Origin of the sequence: Nitrospirillum guaranorum, from assembly GCF_034653275.1 — a bacterium.
Classification (GTDB): Bacteria; Pseudomonadota; Alphaproteobacteria; order Azospirillales; family Azospirillaceae; genus Nitrospirillum.
In genome coordinates, this window is the sequence record NZ_JAYEES010000002.1 from 476,153 (window position 1) to 497,070 (window position 20,918).

Below are 20,918 nucleotides of genomic sequence, written 5' to 3' on the forward strand. Positions count from 1 at the left end.
AGGGAGCACGCAATGACACTTTCATGAAATTTCCCAAAAGGGGGTGAGGTAAAGGCGGGCCCCCGGCGTCGAGGGGAAGAGGCTGGAAATCAGCCCTGTCACTCGGGGGAAGATCATGACGTTTCATCAGGAAAAGATGGTGGCTGGTCTGGGGCGGCTGCGCCGGTCCTTGATCGTGGGCACGGCGCTGGCCTGCCTGGCGGTGGGGGCCGCCGCCTCGGCAAAGGCCCAGGTCCAGGCGCCGCCCGGCCCTGCCCAGGCGCAGGCCCAGGTGCAACTGCCCGCCCAGCCGCTGGCGGCGTCGCTGGAGGCGCTATCGCGCCAGACCGACACCAACATCCTGTTCGCGCCCGACATGGTGGCGGGCCGCACCGCGCCGGCGGTCGACGGCCGCATGAGCGTGTGGGACGCCGTGGTCCGCCTGCTGGCTGGCAGCGGGCTGGAGGTGGTGCCGGACGCCGGTGGCGGGCTCGTGGTGCGCAAGGCCGTGCCGCACGCGGCGGCGGGTGAGGGCGCGCAATACGCCGCCGCCGACCTGACGGAAATCCTGGTCACAGCCCAGCGGCGCGAGGAAAAGCTGCAGGACGTGCCGGTGGCGGTGACGGCATTGACGGCCAAGGCCCTGCGCGACCAGCGCATCACCAACCTGCAGGACGTGTCGCGGGTGACGCCGGGGCTGCTGGTGTCCTCCTTCAATTACAGCAGCCCCACCATCGCCATCCGCGGCGCCAGCAACACCTTCACCCAGATCGGCGTGAACCGCCCGGTGGCGGTGGTGCTGGACGATGTGTTCATCACCCGCAGTTCCGCCGCCATGTTTGACCTGTTCGATCTTGACTCGGTGCAGGTGCTGCGCGGACCGCAGGGCACGCTGTTCGGCCGTAACGTCACCGGCGGCGCCATCCTGCTGAACACGCGCAAGCCGTCCTTCACCACGCCGGAGGGGTCCGTCTCCGTCGGCTACGGCAACTATGACGCCGTCGACCTCAACGCCCTAGTCAGCGGCCCCATCGGCGACGACATGGCGGCCAAGCTGGTGGTTTCCCGCCGCAGCCATGACGGCTACGGCCATGATCGCCTGACCGGCCGGGCCGAGGACGACCTGGATAACACCAATGTCCGTGGCCAGCTCCGCGCCCGCGCCGGCCGGGTGCAGACGCTGTTCACCCTGGACTACAGCGACGACCACAACGGCGGCCGCACCCTGTCGTCGCTGGGCGGGGGCAATGACGGCGACCCGCGCACCTCCGAGCTGGGCTTCCCGCAGAATTTCACGCGCCACATGGCCGGCTTCGCCAACAACACCGAGATCGACGTCGGCCAGGGCACGGTCACGGCCATCACCGCCTACCGCCTGTCGCGCTCGGTGGAACGCTATTCCTCCACCGGCACCAACTACGCCTTCCTCACCACCGGCAGCCAGCAGATGAACGACGATGCCGATGACGTGAAGGACTTCTCCGAGGAGGTGCGCTACACCAGCCCGGAATGGGACTTCGGCAGCTTCGTCGCCGGCCTCTACTATTTGAACGAGGATGCCAGCCGGCAGCTGGGCACCCGCAATTACGCGGCGCGCACCGGCGCGCTGAGCACCAACCAGCTGGCCAGCCAGTCGGTGGGCACGGACAGCATCTCCGGCTTTCTCGACGGCACCGTCAACCTGCCGGCGGATGTGAAGCTGACGCTGGGCGGCCGCTACACCCTGGACCAGAAGCAGGGCAACCTGGTCCGCACCAACTATTTGGCGCCGGCGGCGGGTTTCCGCACCGGCGACCTCGACAGCGCCTGGGCGCAGTTCACGCCCCGTGCCGTGCTGTCGTGGCGCCCGCTGTCCGACACCATGCTGTACGCCAGCGTGGCCAAGGGCTTCACCTCCGGCGGTTACAACACCGAGGCCAGCAGCCTGGCCGCCATCGTCACCCCCTTCAATCCGGAAAAGGTCACGAACTATGAGGTGGGGGCCAAGACCGGCTGGTGGGACCAGCGTCTGACCGCCAACCTGGCGCTGTTCCACCTGGATTACCGGGACAAGCAGGAATTCGTGCAGAACACCGTCACCGGCATCGGCACCATCCTGAACGCCGCCAAGGCGACCTCGCAGGGGGCGGAGCTGGAGCTGGGCCTGCATCCCGGCCAGGGCCTGGACCTGACCGCCGCCTATTCCTACCTGGACACCGCCTATGACGACTTCTTCATCGCCCGGGTGGTGAACAACACCGGCCACCCGCTGGGCTCCTCGCCCAAGCACAAGGTGGCGCTGACGGCCAATTATGAGACGCCGGTGGGCACCCTGGGTTTCCTCGGCGGCAACGTCAGCTATTCCTGGCTGGACGACTACTACACCGGCGCGACCAAAAGCCCCCAGCTGTTCGTCCCCGCCTATGACCTGGTCAACGCCAGCCTGTCGTTCGAAACGGCGGACCGGCGCTATCGCCTGACGCTGTGGGGCAAGAACCTGTTCGACACCGCCTTCCTGCAGACACCGTCCACGGCCGGTGTGCTGTCGGAATACCTGGGCCCGCCGCGCACCTTCGGCGCCACCCTGACGGCGTCGTTTTAAGATGGGCGGTCCTATCGATCGCCGCGGTTTCTGCGCCGGCTTGGCCGGCGGATGGCTGCTGGCGGCCGCGCCGCGCGTGGCGGCCGGGGGAACGGACGGCGCCCTGCCGCCCTGGACACCGGGCACGCTGGACATCCACCACATCGACACCGGCCGGGGCAACGCCACCTTCATCCTGGGGCCCGACGGCACCACCCTGCTGATCGACTGCGGCACCAACCATGACGGGCCGGGGCTCTCCGCCCCCACCCGGCCGGACGCCAGCCGCCAGCCGGGGGAATGGGTGGCGCGTTATGCCCTGCGCCAAGCCCGGGCGGCGGGTCGGGACAGCCTGGACTACATGGTCGCCACCCACATCCATCCCGACCATGTCGGCGACGTGATGCCGGACCTGGCGCCGGCCCCGGATGGCGACTACCGCCTGACGGGGCTGAGCGAGGTCGATCGGCTCATGCCGGCGGCGGTGGTCATCGACCGGGCCTATCCAGACTACGGCGCCCTGCCGCCGCTGGCCGCCCCCTTCGCCACCAACTACCGCGCCTGGCTGGATGCCCGGGTGCGGGCCGGCCGGGCGGTGGCGGCGGCGCGGGTGGGGTCGCTGGAGCAGATCCGGCCGCGCACGCCGGTGCCGGGTTTCGCCATCCGGGTCCTGGCGGGCAACGGCCGTGTGTGGACCGGGCGGGGGCGGGACAGCCGGGCGCTGTTTCCCGACGGCGCCACGCTGGCGCCTGCCGACCGCCCGCCTGCCGACCGCCCGGTGGAGAACATGATGTCCCTGGCCCTGCGCCTGGACTATGGCCGCTTCGGCTATTTCACCGGCGGCGACCTGACGGCGTCCACCCGCGACGGCCGCTTCCCCTGGATGGATGTGGAAACGCCCGTGGCGGCCGCCTGCGGACGGGTGGAGGTGGCGGTGGCCGACCATCACGGCTATTTCGACGCCTGCGGGCCGGACTTCGTCCGCCTACTGGACGCCCAGGCCTACGTCATCCCCTCCTGGCACGCCACCCACCCGGGCATGGCGCAGATGGAACGGCTGACCAACGCCTGGCCGGGGGCCAGCCCCCGCGACGTTTTCGCCACCGAGCTGCTGCCGGCGGCGGCCCAGGTCAACGAACGCTTCCTGCCGGCCCTGCGCAGCCGTCAGGGCCACGTGGTGGTGCGGGTGGCGCCCGGCGGCGGCAGCTATCGCATTTTCGTCCTGGATTCCACGCGAGAGGAGGGCGGCATCACCCTGGCCTGCGGGCCTTATGCCTGCAGGGCATGATGTATACAGGAATCGATATTTAAGACGATATTCGGGCCACAAAGACTCGAGTTGCATGCATCTTCATGGTAAGGTACATATGCTCCATAACAAATGTGGAGGAGCGGTGCCATGGGTCGGGACGATCACGCGCAGGGTGGGGGCCAGTCCTGGGTGACGGGACGTTCGTTGGTTTCCGGGGTTTCCGGGGCCTCGGGGCCGGATACGGCGGCGAAGGCATGGCCGGACAACGCCTGGTACGCGGCGGCCTGGGACCATGAGGTGGGGCGGGCGCTGTTCCCGCGCACCATCTGCGGCACGCAACTGGTGTTCTACCGCCAACTGGACCGCACCCCCGTGGCCCTGGCCGACGCCTGCTGGCACCGGCTGGTGCCCCTGTCCAAGGGGCGGCTGGTGGGTGACGGCGTGCGCTGCGGCTATCACGGCCTGGAATACGCCGCCAATGGCCGCTGCACGCACATGCCCAGCCAGGAAACGCTGAACCCGGCGGCCTGTGTGCGATCCTATCCGGTGGTGGAACGGCACCGCTTCATCTGGGTGTGGATGGGCGATCCGGCCCTGGCCGATCCCGCGCTGGTGCCCGACCTGCATTGGAACCATGATCCCGACTGGGCCGGCGATGGCCGCCTGATCACGGTGAGGTGCGACTACCGCCTGGTGCTGGACAACCTGATGGACCTGACGCACGAAACCTTCGTGCACGGCTCCAGCATCGGCAACGACGCGGTGGCCGAGGCGCCCTTCCAGGTGACCCACACCGACAAGACCGCCACCGTCACCCGTTGGATGCACGGCATCGACCCGCCGCCCTTCTGGGCGGCCCAGCTGGGCAAGCCGGGCAAGGTCGACCGCTGGCAGATCATCAACTTCGAGGCCCCCTGCACCATCGCCATCGACGTGGGCGTGGCGCCCGCCGGCACCGGCGCGCCGGAGGGCGACCGCAGCCAGGGCGTCAACGGCTTTGTGCTGAACACCATCACGCCCGAGGCGGACGGCAGCTGCCACTACTTCTGGGCCTTCTGCCGCAACTATCGCCTGGGCGAACAGCGCCTGACCCATGAGTTGCGCGAGGGCGTGCACCGCATCTTCGGCGAGGATGAAGAGGTGCTGGAGGCGCAGCAGCGCGCCATCGAAAGCCATCCGGACCGCCGCTTCTACAATCTGAACATCGATGCCGGCGGCATGTGGGCGCGCCGCCTGATCGACCGCATGATCGCGGCCGAGCAGCCCCGGCGGGCGGAGGCCGCGGAATGAGGCCGCCACCTCCGGGTTCTCCGGGTGCGGAGGAAGAGGGCCGGGGCATGCAGGTGGCGCGGGCGCAGCAGGGCCTGCGTGAGCTGATCCTGGCGGGCGAGCTGCCGCCCGGCAAGCGCGTGTCCGAGCCGGCCATGGTCGAGCGGCTGGGCGTGTCGCGCACGCCGGTACGCCTGGCCCTGGAGCGGCTGGCGCAGGAGGGGCTGGTGGCGCCCGGGGCCAGTGGCGGCTTCGTCGTGCGCGCCTTCACCGCCGCCGACCTGGCCGACGCCATCGAGGTGCGCGGCACGCTGGAGGGTTTGGCCGCCCGCCTGGCGGCGGAGCGCCGGCCCACCGCCGCCGCCCTGGGGCCCTTGCGTGACTGCGTGGCGGCGCTGGACCGCGTGGTGGCCCAGCCGGCGCTGAGCGAGGCGGACTTTGACGAGTACGTCCGCCTCAACGCCTTTTTCCATGCGGAACTGGTGCGCCTGGCGGGCAGCGGCGTGGTGGCGCGCGCGGTGGACCAGGCGGCGGCCCAGCCCTTCGCCGGTCCGTCCGCCTTCGTGCAACTGCACGCCACCGAGGCGGCGGGCCGGGACACCCTGGTGGTGGCCCAGGAACAGCACCGCCTGTTGCTGGAGGCCATCGGCCGCGGCGAGGGCGCGCGGGCCGAGGCGCTGGCCGCCGAGCATGCTCGCGTGGCCCAGCGCCGGCTGCGCGCCGCGCTGGACGACCGCGACCGGCTGGACGGCCTGCCCGGCGGATCGCTGCTGCGCCTCGCCGCTGGGCGGCGGTGAACACATATCGCTGGGCGGCGCTGAAAAATATTACGGGAGGGAAACGAGGCATGGGATTCAAGGCGGAATGGGGGGCGGCACGTCTGCTGGCCACCCGCGACGTGGCGGATGGCGTCCGGCGGTTGGACATCCAGCCGGAGGGACCGGTGCCGGCCTATGGCCCCGGGTCGCATATCCAGGTGCAGGTGCTGATCGGCGGCCAGCCGGATGTGCGCCACTATTCCTTGGTGGGGGAGCCGGGCGACGGCATCCTGAGCATCGCCGTGAAACGGCTGCCGGACAGCCGGGGCGGCTCGGCCTACATGTGGGGGCTGGCGCCCGGCGTCCGGCTGACGGTCAGCGCGCCCTTGAACCATTTCCAGCTTTCGGCCGGCCGGCCCGACTACCTGCTGATCGCCGGCGGTATCGGCATCACGCCCATTTTCGCCATGGCGCGCACCCTGGCGCGGCGGGGCGCCGCCGTCCGCCTGCTATACGCCGCGCGCCGCGCAGGCGACCTGGCCTTCGCGGACGAGTTGCGGGATTTGCTGGGCGATCGGCTGACGGTCTTCCTGAATGCGGACGGCCAGTCGATCGACTTCCCCGCCGAGCTGGCGCGGGTGGCGCCAGGGGGTGAGGTCTATATCTGCGGGCCCGCCCCCATGATGGCGGCGGCGCGGCAGGCCTGGACGGCCCTGGGCCGGCCCCTGGCCGACTTCCGGCTGGAGACCTTCGGCGCCGGTGGCGCCGCGTCGGCCCAGCCCTTCATCGCCCGGGTGCCGCGCCTGAACCTGACGGTGACCGTGCGCCCCGACCAGACCCTGCTGTCGGCCTTGCAGGAGGCGGGCGCGGATCTGATGTACGACTGCCGCCGGGGGGAGTGCGGACTCTGCGCCTTGGATGTGCTGGATGTGGCCGGCGGCGCCCTGGACCACCGCGACGTTTTCCTCAGCGACCGGCAGAAGGCGGAGGGCCACCAGATGTGCGTCTGCGTTTCCCGCGCCACCGGCACGGTGACGCTGGATACCGGCGACGGGGTTGGATAAGGGCGATTACAGCGATACGGCCCGATGGGCGTCCAGGACACGCACATCGGGGCCGTGCAGGACAACGGCGGACAGGCGGCCGCTGCGGTAGGCGCCGGTGTCGACGGCGATGCGCTGGGGCAGGATGTCGACATCCTGCACGATGGTATGGCCGTGGACGATGACCTTCTCATGCGGCCCCTCGGCCAGCATGAAGGGCGCGCGGATCCACAGCATGTCTTCCGCCGTCTGGTCGGCCAGGGGCCGGCCGGGGCGGATACCGGCGTGGACGAAGGCATAGTCGCCATAGATGACCTGATAGGCCAGGCTGTCCAGGAAGCGGCGGTGCGATGGCGGCAGCTGGGCGGCCAGCGCCTCGCTCAGCGCCACGGCCTGCAGCACGGCCGGCCCCTCCATCACGACGGGCAGGCCATAACTGCGCAAGGTGGCCGGGCCGCCGAAGTCCAGCCAGCGCAGGGCGGCCATGGGGTCGTCCAGGAAGTCCAGCATGGACTGTTCATGATTGCCGCGCAGGCAGTGGTGGGTGAAGCCGGGCAGCAGGTCATCCAGCGTGCGGCCCGCCGGGTCGGCGCCGCCGCGCAACAGGTCGACCACCCCACGGCTGTCGGGGCCCCGGTCGACGTAGTCGCCCAGCATGATGAGCACGGCCGTCAGGGGGCCGTGGCGCTCCACCATCCGGGCGTGATCCCGGGCGATGATATCCAGCAATTGGCGCAGCAGCCCTAGCTCGCCATGGACATCGCCCACGGCGTAAAGGACATGCCCGTCCGGTGCCCGGGGCGCCGTCTGGTCGGGGCGGGCCTGGGCCGGCTTGAGGGCGGCGCGCAGTCGGTTCAGCATCGCGAGTGACATCCGGCATGGATGCGGGGGTGAAACCGACGGTAAGGGCTGGGCGGCCCCCTGTCACCATCGTTGCCGTCAGGGCGACGTTGCGCGGATGGGCGGCCGGTGGGCCAGCGACGGTCGGGCACGGGGGAAGATCAGGCGGTCCCGGCCAGACCGGCGGGCAGCGGCAAATCCAGCAATCCGGCCAGGGTGCGGCGGGGCTTCACCAGGTCGGCCAAGGTATAATCGTCCAGCACGGCCAGGAAGGCCTGCAACGCCTCCTTCAAGGCGGACTTCAGCACGCAGGTGGGATTCAGGCGGCACAGGGCGGGTGAGGTGCTGGAGAAACACTCCAGGATGTCCAGCTCCTGCTCCGTGGCGCGGACGACCTCGCCCAGGCGGACGTCTTCGGCCTTGCGGCCCAGGCGCAGCCCGCCACCCCGCCCGCGCACCGCCTCGACGTATCCCAGCTGGCTCAGCTGGTGCACCACCTTCATCAGGTGGTTCTTCGAGATGTCGTAGGTCTGGGCGATATCTTTGATGGTGGCCAGGCCGTCTGATTTCAGCGCCAGGAACACCAGCGTGCGCAGCGCGTAATCCGTATAACTCGACAGCCGCATGGGCGCCTCAAAAACAGTATGAATATAGTACATCTATACCCTATCGTTATAGGGCATGGCGCCGTCCGCTCCAATCTGGTTTTCCCATAATCGTCTCATGCACCGGGCGTCTCATCCCCATTGGGGGCGATGTCGGCATGCAGGGGTGTCCCCCGCCAGCCGGTGAAGCCGGCCGCTGGCCGGGGCCGTGCGGAGAAGATGCCGTGCTGTTCGGACAATTCGGCACCGAATTCGTCAATCTTCCTTGGGCTCAATGCCTTAGACAGTTTGACCGATGGACGGTTCGCCCGATCAAGCGGATCTTGAGCGGGCGTCAACGCCGGGGGCATTTTCAACCGCGGACGGGCTCCACCCCCCGGTGGCATTCGAGAAGGAGACCAGTCCCATGTCCACCGACCGCCTGTTGGATCCCCTGATCCTGTCCCGGTTGCAATTCGTCTGGGTGGTGGCCTGGCACATCCTGCTGCCGGCCTTCACCGTGGGGATCGCCTCTTACATCGCCATGCTGGAAGGGCTGCACGCCTGGACCAAGAATCCCGTCTATTTGAGAATTTCCAAGTTCTGGATCCGCGTGTTCGCCGTCACCTTCGGCATGGGCGTGGTCAGCGGCATCGTCATGCCCTTCCAGTTCGGCACGAACTGGAGCCGCTTCACCGACGCCGTCTCCAACGTGGTGGGGCCGCTGTTCGCCTATGAGGGGCTGACGGCATTCTTCCTGGAGGCCGCGTTCCTGGGCGTGCTGCTGTTCGGGCGCAAGCTGGTGCCGCCCTGGGCTCATTTCATCGCCGCCAGCATGGTGGCCCTGGGCACCCTGCTTTCCACCTTCTGGATCCTGGCGGTGAACAGCTGGATGCAGACGCCCCGGGGCTACACCGTCGTCGACGGGCGCTTCTTCCCCGCCAGCTGGGTGGACATCATCTTCAGCCCCAGCTTCCCCTACCGCCTGGCCCACGTGGTCAGCGGCTTCTATGTGACCACCGCCTTCGTCGTGCTGGCGGTGGCGGCCTACACCCTGCGCAAGGGCCGCTTCCCGGACGAGGGGCGGGTGATGATGCGCATGGCGCTGGGCTTCCTCACCTTGTTCGTGCCGCTGCAGATCGTGCTGGGCGACATGCACGGGCTGAACACCCTGGAACACCAGCCGGCCAAGCTGGCGGCCATGGAAGGGCTGTGGGAGGGCGGGCAGGGCGTCCCGGCTTCGCTGTTCGGTTTCCCCGACCAGAAGGCGGAAACCAACCATTTCGAGATCACCGTGCCCAAGCTGGGCAGCCTGTACCTCACCCACCACTGGGATGGGGCGGTGAAGGGGCTGAAGGATTTCCCCGCCGACGAACGTCCGCCGGTGATCGTCGTCTACTGGGCCTTCCGCGTCATGGTGGGGGTGGGCTTGGCCATGCTGGCCATCGTCGGCGTGGGCTGGCTGCTGCGCTGGTCCGGGCGGCTTTACACGACCGGGTGGTACCTGCGGGGCCTGCAATGGGCCGGGCCTCTTGGCTTCATCGCCGTGCTGGCCGGCTGGACCACGACGGAGGTGGGGCGCCAGCCCTGGACTGTCTACGGCCTGATGCGCACGGCGGACTCAGTGACGCCGTCGCTCAGCGGCACCGACGTGATCCTGTCGCTGCTGATGTACATGGCTGTCTACCTGCTGATCTATCCCACAGGTCTGCTGTTCCTGCGCCGCATCGTGCGCAACGGTCCGCTGGACCATGACGTGGAAAACGACACGCCGGTGGAAAGCGGTCGGCCGGCCCAGCCGGTGGAGGCCCTGCCGCTGGTCCATGTTACCGCCCCCGTTGGCATTCACCCCGAAGGAGAGGCGTCATGAACGGCCCCATTCTGGATCTGGTCGGCGTCTGGACGGTGATCCTGGGCGCCGGCGTCTTCTTCTACGTGCTGCTGGACGGCTTCGACCTGGGCGTGGGCATGCTCTACGGCCTGAACCCGGACAGCACGTCGCGCGGCATCATCATGAACTCCATCGCCCCCATCTGGGATGGTAACGAGACCTGGCTGATCCTGGGCGGCCTGGCCCTGCTGGCGGCCTTCCCCTTGGCCTTCGCCATCATCATCCCGGCCTTGTACTTCCCCGTGCTCCTGATGCTGCTGGCCCTCATCTTCCGCGGCGTGGCCTTCGAATTCCGCTTCAAGGACAAGGAGCACCGGGGCTTCTGGGACAACGCCTTCGCCTACGGATCCGCCGTCGCCACCTTTGCCCAGGGCACGGTGCTGGGCGCCTTCATCCAGGGCTTCCAGGTCGAAGGCCGGCAGTTCACCGGCGGCTCCTTCGATTGGCTGACGCCCTTTTCCGTCATGACCGGCGTGGCCCTGATGGCGGGCTATACCCTGCTGGGCGCCGGCTGGCTGATCCTGAAGACCGAGGGGCAGCTGCAGGACTGGGCGCGGGTGCAGGGGCGGCGGGCGCTGATCCTGGTGCTGGTCGGCATCGGCGTCGTCAGCCTGTGGACACCCTATGCCGAGCCCGACATCGCCCAGCGCTGGTTCACCTGGCCCAACATCGTCTTCCTGGCGCCGGTGCCCCTGGCCAGCGCGGTGTTGGCCTGGGCCACCTGGCGCAGCCTGGGCCGGGACCATCACGCCTGGCCCTTCGTCTACGGCATCGGCCTGTTCATCACCGCCTACCTGGGCCTGGCCATCAGCCTGTGGCCCAACATCGTGCCCCACAGATATTCGCTGTGGGACGCCGCCAGTTCGGAAAGCACCCAGGCCTTCCTGCTGGTGGGCACGCTGTTCCTGCTGCCCGTCATCCTGCTGTACAGCGGCTGGTCCTATTGGGTCTTCCGCGGCAAGGTGAAGGCGGATGCGGGTTATCATTGAAGCGGTGGCGGGACCGGCCCAGCGCCGGTCCCGCCACCCGCTCAGGCCGTAACGCGGGGGCGGCACCAATAGGGGGTGTAGTGGCCGGCGAACAGGACGAAGGCCGCGATCCACAACAGGGCAGACAGGCCCAGCAACGGCATGGGCAGGCCGCCCATCAGGCTGGCGACGATGCGGGACAGCGCGGCGCCGTTGACCATCAGGTAGATCCCAACCGTCGTGCGGTCGGCCGTCAGCGCGCGGCCAGTGTGGCCCAGCGACGCCCGGCTCATGACCGCCAGCATCATGGTGCCGATGGACCCGGCGGTCAGGGCATGGATGGCGGCGGCGGCGGGCACGGCGGCGCTCAGCAGCGTGCCGCCCAGCAGCGCCGCCCCCACCACCACCCACAGATAGCCCAGGTGCAGGACGGTCAGCAGCGGCTCGGCCAGCGTGACCCATCCCCGCCAGCGGGCCAACCGCGCCAGGTTCAGGGCGCTGGCCAGCAAAAGCAGGCCGCCGGCGATGGCCGCGCCTCGGCCATTGGCCAGGAAGGCCCAGGCCAGCAGTCCCGTATGCAGGCTAGCCAGCGCCAGCTTGTCCACCAGGCCGGGGTTGGCTGGTGGTAGGGCGTCCGCGCCCCGCTTCACCAGCCAATTGCGGGTGAAGGCGGGGATGATGCGCCCGCCGATGGCGGAGATCAGGATGATGACGGCGGCCAGGCCCAGGCGCCAGCCCAGGCCGCGCGGCACCGCCGCGCCCGCCCCCTCGCTGATCATCAGCCCGTCGGCCACGGCCAGCACAACCAGGGGCACGGTCATCACCAGGTTCCGCCAATTGCGCGCGGCCACCACCTGGCGTGCGGCATAGACGGCCAGGGCCAAGGGCAGGCCGGCGTCGACCACCGCCGTCAGGGCCGCCGGCGGCGTCGACACCAGGCTCACCAGCGCCAGCGCGCGGGCGGCCAGCCACAGGCCGACCAGGGCCGCCAGCGGCATCCCGCGCAGGCCCAGCCGGCCCGTCCAGTTGGGAATGGCGGTCAGGATGAAGCCGGCGACGCCCGCCATGACGAAGCCGAACAGCATTTCATGGATATGCCAGGCCAGCGGATCCAGGGCGGTGGACCCCACCACGGCGCCGCTCAGCAGCGCCACCCACAGGCCCAGCGCGACGGCGGCCCATACCGCCGCCGCCAGGAAGAACGGACGAAAGCCCTCGGCCAGCAGCATGGGGCCGGCATAGGGGCGGGACGCGGGGACCATGGGAAAACCCTCCGAACGGAAGCGCCGAACCCGGCGCGATCCTGATCAGGGTGGGCCTTCCCTCCCCCTTCATCGTTGTGCTGGCGCAAACACCTGGTACGGCGCGCCACCAGACCCGCGCCCGCAAGGGTGACGCCGACGCCTGTCAGCCAGGCCGCGATGGCCGCCGCCGGAGCGAGCACCCCCAGTTAACGTTCAGGGGGGCGCAGCGAGGATGGCAAGCGGGCGGATGCCCGCGCCCGCAGGGCGACCGTTAAAGCGGCCAGTCGCTGCCGGTGACGAACAGCTCCGCCAGGGCCTCGATGCCGGCCTGGTCCTCAGCGTCGAACCGGGCCGGATTGGGGCTGTCCAGGTCGATGACGCCCAGCACCTGGCCGTCCAGGATCAGCGGCACCACCAGTTCGGAGCGCGAGGCCGCGTCGCAGGCGATGTGGCCGGGGAAGGCGTGCACATCCTCCACCAGCACGGATTGGCGCCGTTCCACGGCGGTGCCGCAGACGCCCCGGCCCACGGCGATGCGCACGCAGGCCGGCTTGCCCTGGAACGGGCCCAGCACCAGCTCGCGGGTGCCGCCAAGGTTGCCCCCATGCAGGGTCTTGGGCGCGGCGTTGCGCATGAAGTAGAACCCGGCCCAGTTCAGGTCGGGCAGGGTGGTGAACAGCAGCGCCGACAGGTTGGCGGCGTTGGCGATGGCGTCGCGCTCATCGGTCAGCAGGCCGCTGAGGTCGGATTTCAGGTCGCTGTACAGCGTGGCCTTGTCGCGCGGGGTGTCGCTGGTGCGGGCTTGGAACATGGGAAGGCGTCCTTGGGGGCGAATGATGGCGCGGGCTCAGTCCAGCCGCGCCAGCCAGGGGGTGAATATACGCGACGCCTGGTCGGCGGCGCGGGCGGCCATCACAGTTCCGGCGGCGCGCAGCTCCGGCACCGATAGGCGCGCGGCCGACAGCTCCGCCGCGTGGCCGACATACCACAGGTTCAGGCGCGCCGGATCGGCCTCGATATGAAACTGCAGGGCCAGGGCGTTTGTGCCATGGCTGTAGGCCTGGTTGGGATAAAGGCCGTTGCCGGCCAGGCGGGTGGTGCCTGGCGGCAGGTCGAAGGTGTCGCCGTGCCAGTGCAGCACTTGGGCCCCCGGCTCCCCCAAGGGCGCCAGGCAGGACGCGTGCCCGGCCTCGGTCAGGTCCAAGGCGCCCCAGCCGATCTCCTTGGCGGGACCGGCATAGACGCGGGATCCCAGGGAGCGGGCCATCAGCTGCGCGCCCAGGCAGATGCCCAGCACCGGCCGCCCCGCCACCAGCCGCCGTTCCAGCAGCGCGATCTCCCGGGTCAGGAAGGGATGTTCCGTTTCCTCATACACGCCGATGGGGCCGCCCAGCACCACCAGCAGATCGGCATCTGCGATGGCCGGGTCGGCCAAGTCATCCACCGGCGCCTCGCGATAGTCGACATCCCAGCCGCCGGCGGCCAGCACGGGCGCCAGCAGGCCCAGATCCTCGAACGCCACATGGCGCAGCGCCACGGCTTTCCTGGTACGCGACATGGGAACGGAACCTCCGGTGCCGGAATGGAGGGTTCGTTATAGAGGGCGGGAAAGGACGGCGGGTAGGGGATTTTGCTGCGGCCACGGCAGCGCATGTCGTGGGCGTCTAACCGCTCAGCTATCGATGTAAAGGTTTACATGAGGGCCAATCAGCCCTATGAGTCGGGCCAAGCCGCAGGGATGGGCGGCAAACGGATAAAGGGGGAGGGGCATGAGGACGCGCCTGCTGGTGATGATGGCCTTGCAGATCGCCATCTGGGGCGCCTGGGCGCCCAAGCTGTTCCCCTACATGACCATGCTGGGTTTCGGGCCGGGCCGGCAGGCCCTGGTGGGCAGCGCCTGGGGCATCGCGTCGGTCATCGGCATCTTCTTCTCCAACCAGTTCGCCGATCGCCGCTTTTCGGCGGAGCGTTTCCTGGCGGCCAGCCATCTGGTCGGCGGGCTGTGCCTGGTGGGGGCGGGATTCGCCACCGATTTCTGGCCCTTCTTCGCCTGCTTCCTGGGTTACAGCCTGGTCTATGTGCCCACCCTGTCGGTGGCGAATACCCTGGCCTTCGCCAACCTGGCGCAGCCGGCGCGGGAGTTCGGGGCGGTGCGCATGGGCGGCACGCTGGGCTGGGTGCTGGCCAGCTGGCCCTTCGTCTTCCTGCTGGGCGCGCAGGCGACGGCGGACCAGGTGCGCTGGATCTTCCTGGTCGCCGCCCTCCTTTCCTTCGCCATGGCGGCCTACGCCCTGGCCCTGCCGCACACCCCACCCCTGCGCGACGGGACCCGGCGCGAGGGCGCGGTCGACCGGCTGGCCTGGCGCCGGGCCATCGCCTGCCTGCGCCAGCCGGCGGTGGCCGTACTGTTCCTGGTGACGCTGTTGGACGCTGTGGTCCACAACGGCTATTTCGTGATGTCCGACGCCTTCCTCACCAACCGCGTGGGCATCGCCGGCAACCTCAGCATGGTGGTGCTGAGCCTGGGCCAGGTGGCGGAGATGGCGACCATGGCCGTGCTGGGCTGGGTGCTGGCCCGCCTGGGCTGGCGGCTGACCATGATCATCGGCATCCTGGGGCATGCCGCCCGCTTCCTGGTCTTCGCCTTCCTGGCGGACAGCGTGCCCGCCATCGTGGCGGTGCAGCTGCTGCACGGCGTCTGCTACGCCTTCTTCTTCGCCACCGTGTACATCTTCGTCGACGACGCCTTCCCCAAGGATGTCCGGGTCAGCGGCCAGGGGCTGTTCAACCTGCTGATCCTGGGCGTCGGCAACGTCATCGCCAGCCTCGTCTTCCCCGCGTTGTCCAGCCGGTGGACGGTGGTGGTGGAAACGGCCGCGGGGCCGCAAGCGGCGGTCGACTACCGCACGCTGTTCCTGGTGCCGACGGCCCTGGCCTTGGCTGGGGCCGTGCTGCTGGCGCTGTTCTTCCGGCCCGGGGCAGGGACGGGCCTTGGGGTGGACCCAGGGGCGGGCGAAAGGGCGGGCGAGGGGGCGGAGCAGCCGGTCCAGGCCTGATCGCGCCGCTATTCCCGCCCCTCTTCCGCCACCGCGGCCAACGCCGCCTGGTCGTGCAGGGTGATCCGGGGCCGCCCATCGGCGCGGCCGCTGGACAGCCAGCCCCGCTTTTCCCATGCCGCCAGGGTGCGGCTGGCGGTGTGCAGGGTGGTGCCGGACAGTTCCGCCAAATCCTTGCGCGTCACGGGGAAGGCCAGCGCGGTGCCGGCGTCGGACGCCTGGCTGCGGGCCGCCAGGCGCAGCAGGGCGCGGGCCAGGCGCTGCTCCACCCTGCCGGTGGTGACCTCGCGCAGGCGGTCCTGCACCTCCATCAGCCGGCGGCCGATCACCGTCACCAGGTTCAGGGCGATGGCCGGGTGGCGGGTGATCAGCTGGCGCAAGGACGCCTCGGTCCAGCGGATCTCCACGCTGTCGGCCACGGTTTCGGCGTCGGCCGGATAGAGGCGGTCGGTGAACAGCGGCACGCTGCCGAACATCTCGCCGGCGCCAATGAAGCGCAACGCCACCTGGGCGCCGGCGGCGTTGGTCTGGCTGATGCGCACCCCGCCGCTCAGCAAGGCGTGGCAGTGCTGGGCCGGATCGCCTTGGTGGAACAGCGGCGTGTGGCGGGGCACGGTGCGGATGAGGGCCACGGCCATCACCTCCGCCAGGGCGGGCACCTCCAGGCCCCGGAACAGCTCCATCCCCGCCAGCGCCTGGGGGGGCCAGGCGGCGCTTGGGGACGGGGCGGCGTGGGGGGCGGCGGACGGCATGGGGCGGCAGGATAGCCCGGCCGGCGGGGACGGTGAAGGGCGGGAACCGGTCCAGCGGATGCGCTTTCGGCGGGGGAGGGATGAGCGATGGGCCGTTGCGCCGCCCCCGGTCCCCCCGCACCTTAACCGCAACGCCGCGTAGCGAAAGACGCGCCACCCCACGGGAGAAACTCAGGATGAACATCGGTGTCATTGGGGCCGGCGCGGTCGGCTGCTTCTTCGGCGGGCTGCTGGCCCGGGCCGGCCATGCCGTCACCCTGGTGGGCCGGCCGGCCCTGGTGGACGCGGCGCGGGCGCATGGCCTGCGGCTGCAGATGAAGGATGGGTTCGACGGCCAGGTCGCCGTCGGCGCCGCCACGGGGCCGGAGGCGCTGGCCGATGCCGACCTGGTGCTGTTCTGTGTGAAGTCCGCGGATACCGAGGCGACGGGGCGCGCCATGCTGCCCCATTTGAAGCCGGGCGCCGTGGTGCTGGCGATGCAGAACGGTGTCGACAACGCCGAACGGCTGGCCGCCGTGCTGGACCGGCCGGTGGTGCCGGTGGTGGTGTATGTCGCGACCGACATGGCGGGGCCCGCCCATGTGCGCCACCATGGCCGGGGCGACCTGATCCTGGGCACGGGTCCGGACAGTGAACGGGTGGCCGAGGTGCTGCGCGCGGCCAACATTCCGGCCACGGTGTCGGCCGGCGTCACCGCCGCCCTGTGGGACAAGCTGATCATCAACTGCGCCTACAACGCCATGTCGGCGGTGGCGCAGGTGACCTACGGCACCATGGTGACCGTGCCCGAGGTGCGCGCCGTCATGGCCGACGTGGTGGCCGAGGCTGTGGCCGTGGCGCGTGCCGGCGACATCGCCGTGGGCGCCGACATCCTGGATCGGGTCATGGCCCTGGCCGCGGCCATGCCCAACCAATTCTCCTCCACCGCCCAGGATCTGGCGCGGGGCAAGCGGAGCGAGATCGATTACCTGAACGGCCACGTCGTGCGCCAGGGCGCGGCCCTGGGCATTCCCACGCCGGCCAACCGGACGCTGCTGGCCTTGGTCAAGCTGCTGGAGGCCAAGGCCGCCTAAAGCCGGACATGCAGGCCCCGGCGGTGCAGGGGCGATAGCGCCAGCACCACCAGGCCCAAAATGCCCAGTGCGCAGGCGAAAGAGGCCAGGTAGGGGTCGGCGATCACCGCCCCCGCCAACCCATCGCCCCAGCCCTGGGGGGTGATGGGGCCCTGGGGGCCGGCGATGAAGGGCACACCCCCGATGGCGCTTAGGGCCTGCGACAGAGTGAAGGCCAGGATGGCGTTGCCGCCCAGCACGCGGAAGGGCAGCGTCAGGGCTTGGGGTACGGGCGCCGGCCCCCGGTCCAGCAACGCCAACAGGACGACCAGCACGGCCAGCGAGAAGCCGCCGCTGAACAGGGCGAAGCTGCTGGTCCAGATGCGCTTGTTGATGACGAAGGCCGGATCCAGCGCGAGGCCGATCCCCATCAGGCCGATGGCGGCCGCCAACAGCGACAGGCGGCCCTTGGATGTGCCGGCGGTGGCCCGCAGCATCGTGCCGGCCAGCACACCCAGCAGCACGTTGACCGTGGCGGGCACGGTGGACAGCAGGCCCTCCGGATCATAGACGACCGCGCCGGCCGCATCGGTGCCATAGGGCCACAGATGGGGCACCGTGAACACGCCGCGATCGATCCATGAGGCCAGGTTGCCGCCGGGGTCGAGATGCCCCGCCCCCACCCCCGGCACCGGCACCCAGGCCAGCAGCGCCCAATAGCCCGGCAGGATGATCGCCATGGCGATCAGCAGCGCCCGCCGGTTCACTGCCGCGCGGCCGTCCGGCCCCATCGAGGCGGTCGCCAGGCACAGCGCGGCGGCCAGGGCGTAGCACAGGGCGATGCGCTGCAGGATGCCAGGCAGGCGCAGGTGCGCCAGGTCGAAATAGGGCAGGGCGTTCAACACCAGGCCCAGCGCGATCAGCGCCGCGCACCGCCGCACGATCTTGATGCCCGCCGCCCGCCGGTCCTGGGCCAGCTTGGCGAAGGACAGGGCGATGGCCAGGCCCACGCTGAACAGGAAGGTGGGGAACACCATGTCCGCCAGGGTCCAGCCGTCCCAGGGCGCGTGCTTCAGCGGCGCGTAGGCCTTGTTCCAATCCCCCGGGCTGACCACCAGGATCATGCCGGCGACGGCCAGGCCGCGCAGCACATCCAGCGACAGCAGTCGGTTGGCGGGTTGGCCGATGGCGGCGCGCGCGCCTGACGGCGTGATGTCGGCGATGGTCATGACGTTCCTGTCCTCCCCCCCCCCACGATTCTTATGGGGAGATCATGGCATGTTGTGACAACGTTGTCACATAGGTTCTGGGTAGTCGGCCTTTCCTGCTTGACCTCAACTTATGTTGAGGTATTAGCGTGCGGGGGCTTCTGAACGGCCTGTCGGAGAAAGACGCCATGAGCGCCCAGACCCCCAAGTCCCCGTGCGCGGACGCCAGCCACCGGTATCGCATCGACAAGTTCACCGTGCCGGCGGCGGCGCATGACGCCTTCATCGCGCGCATCCGTTTCATCGACAGCTTCCTGCACGGCCAGCCCGGCTGCCTGCAGCACGGCCTTTATGAATGGCGGCTGGACGACGGCGATTACGGCGTCGTCACCCTGGTGCAGTGGGAAAGCGAAGAGGCGATGGCCGCGGCCAAGGCCCGCGCGGCGGAGGAATACCGGCGTCAGGACTTCAACCCCGGCGCCTTCCTGGCCCAGTGGGGCATCAAGGCGGACATGGGCAGCTACATGCGCTTGGGCTGATTAGGCGGCCGGCTTGGCGGCGATGCCGTTCACCAGGATGTCGATGACGCCGTCCATCCAGGCGTCATCGGTGGGCACGTGCAGCAGCAGCTGGTGGTAAATGGCGCCGAAGGTCAGGTCCAGGATGGTGTGCGGCGCCACGCCGGGGCGGATGGATCCGTCCTGGATGCCCCGTTCCAGCAGGGGCACCACCTCCGCCCGGCGGGGGGCGACCAGGTTCTCCTTGAACAGACGCAGGGTTTCGGGGTCGCGCTGACATTCCGCCAGGATGCCGGCCATGATGCGGCCGGTGCCGCCCCGCATGGCCCGCGCCACTGACTTCAGCAGCCGGCGGAACTCCGCCAAGGCGTTGTCGCCCTTGGGTTCCAGCGACAGCTCCTGGTTCAGCATGTCCAGCGTCGCCTCCATGGCGATGGCGCCCCGGCTGGGCCACCAGCGATACAGCGTGCTGCGCGAGGCGCCCGCCCGGCTTGCCACCTTGTCCAGGGTCAGCCGCGCCAAACCCTCTTCCCGCAACAGCTCATAGGTCGCCTTAAGGATGGCGGCGTGGCTGGCGTCGCTGCGGGGGCGACCGACGGGGGCCATGGGTTTCTCCTCGACTGTGGGCCGGGGCCTCAGGGGGCGCACGCGGCTGTCAGGCCCACCATAGGCCCCATTTGAAGCGGGGGCGAGGGGTGCGAGATATTACGACACGGTATGTCTCGTATTCAAAGGCGTCACTGTTCGGCAATTACGAAACGGTCCAACTTGTATCGAAACTTGAACACATCCCTTCCGGTTCCTCAGGAGATTTCCATGGTCGACATCACCGATACCGCTCCCGCTGTTGCCGGCTCCCGTGCCGCCGGTGCGCATGTCGCCGGCACCCGCGTGGGGGGCACCCTCAAGCGTATCCTGTTGGCCGGTATCGGCATCGCCGCCCTGGCCGCCGCCGGCCACTATGGTTTGGACTATTGGCGCACCGGCCGGTTCCTGGTGGAAACGGACGATGCCTACGTCGACGCCGACGCCTCCACCATCGCGCCGCACGTTTCCGGCTATATCGCCAAGGTGCTGGTGGATGACAACCAGGTGGTCAAGGCGGGCCAGCCCCTGGCCGTCATTGATGACAAGGACCTGAGGACGGCGCTGGATCAGGCGCGGGCCGCCCGTCAGACGGCGGAGGCCAAGGTGGCCAACATCCAGGCGCAGATCACCTTGCAGCAGGCCCTGATCGACCAGGCCGCCGCCCGCCGGGTGTCGGCCAAGGCGGCGGCCACCTTCGCCGGCCAGGACAGCGACCGCTTCAACCAGCTGGTCACCACCGGCGCCGGCAGCGCGCAGAAGGCGCAGCAGGCGACCTCCGTGCGTCAACAGGCGGATGCCGACCTCAGCACGGCCGAGGCCGGCCTTGTCGCCGCCCGCCAGCAGGTGGAGGTGCTGAAGACCCAGAAGATCACGGCGGAGACGGAGGTGGACCAAGCGCGCGCCGCGGAGCATCAGGCCGAACTGAACCTGGGCTACGCCACCGTCACCGCCCCGGTGGACGGCGTGGTGGGCGCCCGCTCCGTCCGCGTCGGCCGCTATGTCCAGGCGGGCACGCAGCTGATGGCGGTGGTGCCGCTGCACCAGGTCTATGTCGTCGCCAATCTCAAGGAAACGCAGTTGACCAATGTGAAGCCGGGCCAGCCGGTGGACATCGCGGTCGACACCTACCCCGGCGTCGTCGTCCACGGCCGGGTGGACAGCATCTCCCCCGCCAGCGGATTGAAGTTCGCGCTGCTGCCGGCCGACAACGCCACCGGCAACTTCACCAAGATCGTCCAGCGCGTGCCGGTGAAGATCACGCTGGATGCCTATGCCGCCGCCGGCAAGGGTGCGGTGCAGTTGCGCCCCGGCATGTCGGTCGAGCCCAGCATCAACACCAAGTGAGACACCTTCATG

The 20,918-nt window shown here is 69.6% G+C and carries 19 protein-coding genes; 11 read left to right on the plus strand and 8 right to left on the minus strand.

The window, feature by feature from the left end; translation table 11 throughout:
• Positions 1–115 precede the first annotated feature (115 nt).
• The 5 genes from UAJ10_RS07750 (at position 116) to UAJ10_RS07770 (ending at position 6,882) form a co-directional block, all read left to right on the plus strand.
• Entirely contained in the window at positions 116–2,560 is a 2,445-nt protein-coding gene (locus UAJ10_RS07750; RefSeq protein WP_322914809.1) for a TonB-dependent receptor, read from the plus strand.
• A gap of 1 nt (position 2,561) precedes the next feature.
• Positions 2,562–3,827, plus strand: a complete 1,266-nt coding sequence (locus UAJ10_RS07755) for a ComEC/Rec2 family competence protein (protein WP_322914810.1) — start codon at positions 2,562–2,564, stop codon at positions 3,825–3,827.
• Between the two features lie 111 nt (positions 3,828–3,938).
• Positions 3,939–5,081: an aromatic ring-hydroxylating dioxygenase subunit alpha gene (locus UAJ10_RS07760; RefSeq protein WP_322914811.1), complete on the plus strand. Its 1,143-nt coding sequence runs from the start codon at positions 3,939–3,941 to the stop codon at positions 5,079–5,081.
• Positions 5,078–5,857 (plus strand): GntR family transcriptional regulator, encoded by a 780-nt coding sequence (locus tag UAJ10_RS07765; RefSeq protein ID WP_322914812.1) that lies wholly within the window; start codon positions 5,078–5,080, stop codon positions 5,855–5,857. The genes UAJ10_RS07760 and UAJ10_RS07765 overlap by 4 nt, the downstream gene beginning before the upstream one ends.
• A gap of 50 nt (positions 5,858–5,907) precedes the next feature.
• The gene (locus UAJ10_RS07770; RefSeq protein ID WP_322914813.1) at positions 5,908–6,882 is read left to right on the plus strand and encodes a PDR/VanB family oxidoreductase; all 975 of its coding nucleotides are present in this window, start codon (positions 5,908–5,910) and stop codon (positions 6,880–6,882) included.
• A 6-nt stretch (positions 6,883–6,888) separates the two neighbouring features.
• Here the strand turns inward: UAJ10_RS07770 and UAJ10_RS07775 are convergent, their stop codons facing one another.
• Positions 6,889–7,722 (minus strand): metallophosphoesterase family protein, encoded by an 834-nt coding sequence (locus UAJ10_RS07775; protein WP_322914814.1) that lies wholly within the window; start codon positions 7,720–7,722, stop codon positions 6,889–6,891.
• 140 nt (positions 7,723–7,862) lie between these two features.
• Positions 7,863–8,327 (minus strand): Rrf2 family transcriptional regulator, encoded by a 465-nt coding sequence (locus tag UAJ10_RS07780; protein WP_322914815.1) that lies wholly within the window; start codon positions 8,325–8,327, stop codon positions 7,863–7,865.
• A gap of 385 nt (positions 8,328–8,712) precedes the next feature.
• On the opposite strand from UAJ10_RS07780, the gene UAJ10_RS07785 reads away from it, so the two are divergent.
• Positions 8,713–10,155 carry a cytochrome ubiquinol oxidase subunit I gene (locus UAJ10_RS07785; RefSeq protein ID WP_322914816.1) on the plus strand — a complete coding sequence of 481 codons (1,443 nt, stop codon included), beginning with the start codon at positions 8,713–8,715 and terminating at the stop codon, positions 10,153–10,155.
• Positions 10,152–11,165, plus strand: a complete 1,014-nt coding sequence (gene cydB / locus UAJ10_RS07790; protein ID WP_322914817.1) for a cytochrome d ubiquinol oxidase subunit II — start codon at positions 10,152–10,154, stop codon at positions 11,163–11,165. Before UAJ10_RS07785 ends, cydB begins: the two co-directional genes overlap by 4 nt.
• Positions 11,166–11,206: 41 nt before the next feature.
• Here cydB and UAJ10_RS07795 read toward each other — a convergent pair whose 3' ends face one another.
• The 3 genes from UAJ10_RS07795 to UAJ10_RS07805 all read right to left on the minus strand — a co-directional run bounded on the left by UAJ10_RS07795 (position 11,207) and on the right by UAJ10_RS07805 (position 13,946).
• Positions 11,207–12,406: an NnrS family protein gene (locus UAJ10_RS07795; RefSeq protein ID WP_322914818.1), complete on the minus strand. Its 1,200-nt coding sequence runs from the start codon at positions 12,404–12,406 to the stop codon at positions 11,207–11,209.
• Between the two features lie 253 nt (positions 12,407–12,659).
• Positions 12,660–13,199, minus strand: a complete 540-nt coding sequence (locus UAJ10_RS07800) for a GAF domain-containing protein (protein WP_322914819.1) — start codon at positions 13,197–13,199, stop codon at positions 12,660–12,662.
• A 36-nt stretch (positions 13,200–13,235) separates the two neighbouring features.
• A complete protein-coding gene (locus tag UAJ10_RS07805) occupies positions 13,236–13,946 on the minus strand; it encodes a glutamine amidotransferase (protein ID WP_322914820.1) in 711 nt (236 codons plus the stop codon).
• A gap of 211 nt (positions 13,947–14,157) precedes the next feature.
• Between UAJ10_RS07805 and UAJ10_RS07810 the strand changes: the two genes are divergently transcribed.
• Positions 14,158–15,444: an MFS transporter gene (locus UAJ10_RS07810; protein ID WP_322914821.1), complete on the plus strand. Its 1,287-nt coding sequence runs from the start codon at positions 14,158–14,160 to the stop codon at positions 15,442–15,444.
• A gap of 8 nt (positions 15,445–15,452) precedes the next feature.
• Here UAJ10_RS07810 and UAJ10_RS07815 read toward each other — a convergent pair whose 3' ends face one another.
• Positions 15,453–16,196 (minus strand): Crp/Fnr family transcriptional regulator, encoded by a 744-nt coding sequence (locus UAJ10_RS07815; protein ID WP_322914822.1) that lies wholly within the window; start codon positions 16,194–16,196, stop codon positions 15,453–15,455.
• A 176-nt stretch (positions 16,197–16,372) separates the two neighbouring features.
• Between UAJ10_RS07815 and UAJ10_RS07820 the strand changes: the two genes are divergently transcribed.
• Positions 16,373–17,269 (plus strand): ketopantoate reductase family protein, encoded by an 897-nt coding sequence (locus tag UAJ10_RS07820; RefSeq protein WP_322914823.1) that lies wholly within the window; start codon positions 16,373–16,375, stop codon positions 17,267–17,269.
• On the opposite strand, the gene UAJ10_RS07825 is transcribed toward UAJ10_RS07820, so the two are convergent.
• Complete coding sequence (locus tag UAJ10_RS07825; RefSeq protein WP_322914824.1) at positions 17,266–18,477, minus strand: acyltransferase family protein; 1,212 nt, start codon at positions 18,475–18,477, stop codon at positions 17,266–17,268. The two genes, UAJ10_RS07820 and UAJ10_RS07825, sit on opposite strands and share 4 nt — an antisense overlap.
• A 167-nt stretch (positions 18,478–18,644) precedes the next feature.
• Here UAJ10_RS07825 and UAJ10_RS07830 point away from each other — a divergent pair, with 167 nt between their 5' ends.
• On the plus strand, positions 18,645–18,995 hold the full coding sequence (locus UAJ10_RS07830) for an antibiotic biosynthesis monooxygenase (protein ID WP_322914825.1): 351 nt from the start codon (positions 18,645–18,647) through the stop codon (positions 18,993–18,995).
• Here the strand turns inward: UAJ10_RS07830 and UAJ10_RS07835 are convergent, their stop codons facing one another.
• Positions 18,996–19,580, minus strand: a complete 585-nt coding sequence (locus UAJ10_RS07835; protein ID WP_322914826.1) for a TetR/AcrR family transcriptional regulator — start codon at positions 19,578–19,580, stop codon at positions 18,996–18,998.
• A 210-nt stretch (positions 19,581–19,790) separates the two neighbouring features.
• Between UAJ10_RS07835 and UAJ10_RS07840 the strand changes: the two genes are divergently transcribed.
• The gene (locus UAJ10_RS07840) at positions 19,791–20,906 is read left to right on the plus strand and encodes an HlyD family secretion protein (protein ID WP_322914827.1); all 1,116 of its coding nucleotides are present in this window, start codon (positions 19,791–19,793) and stop codon (positions 20,904–20,906) included.
• The last annotated feature ends 12 nt before the right edge of the window (positions 20,907–20,918 follow it).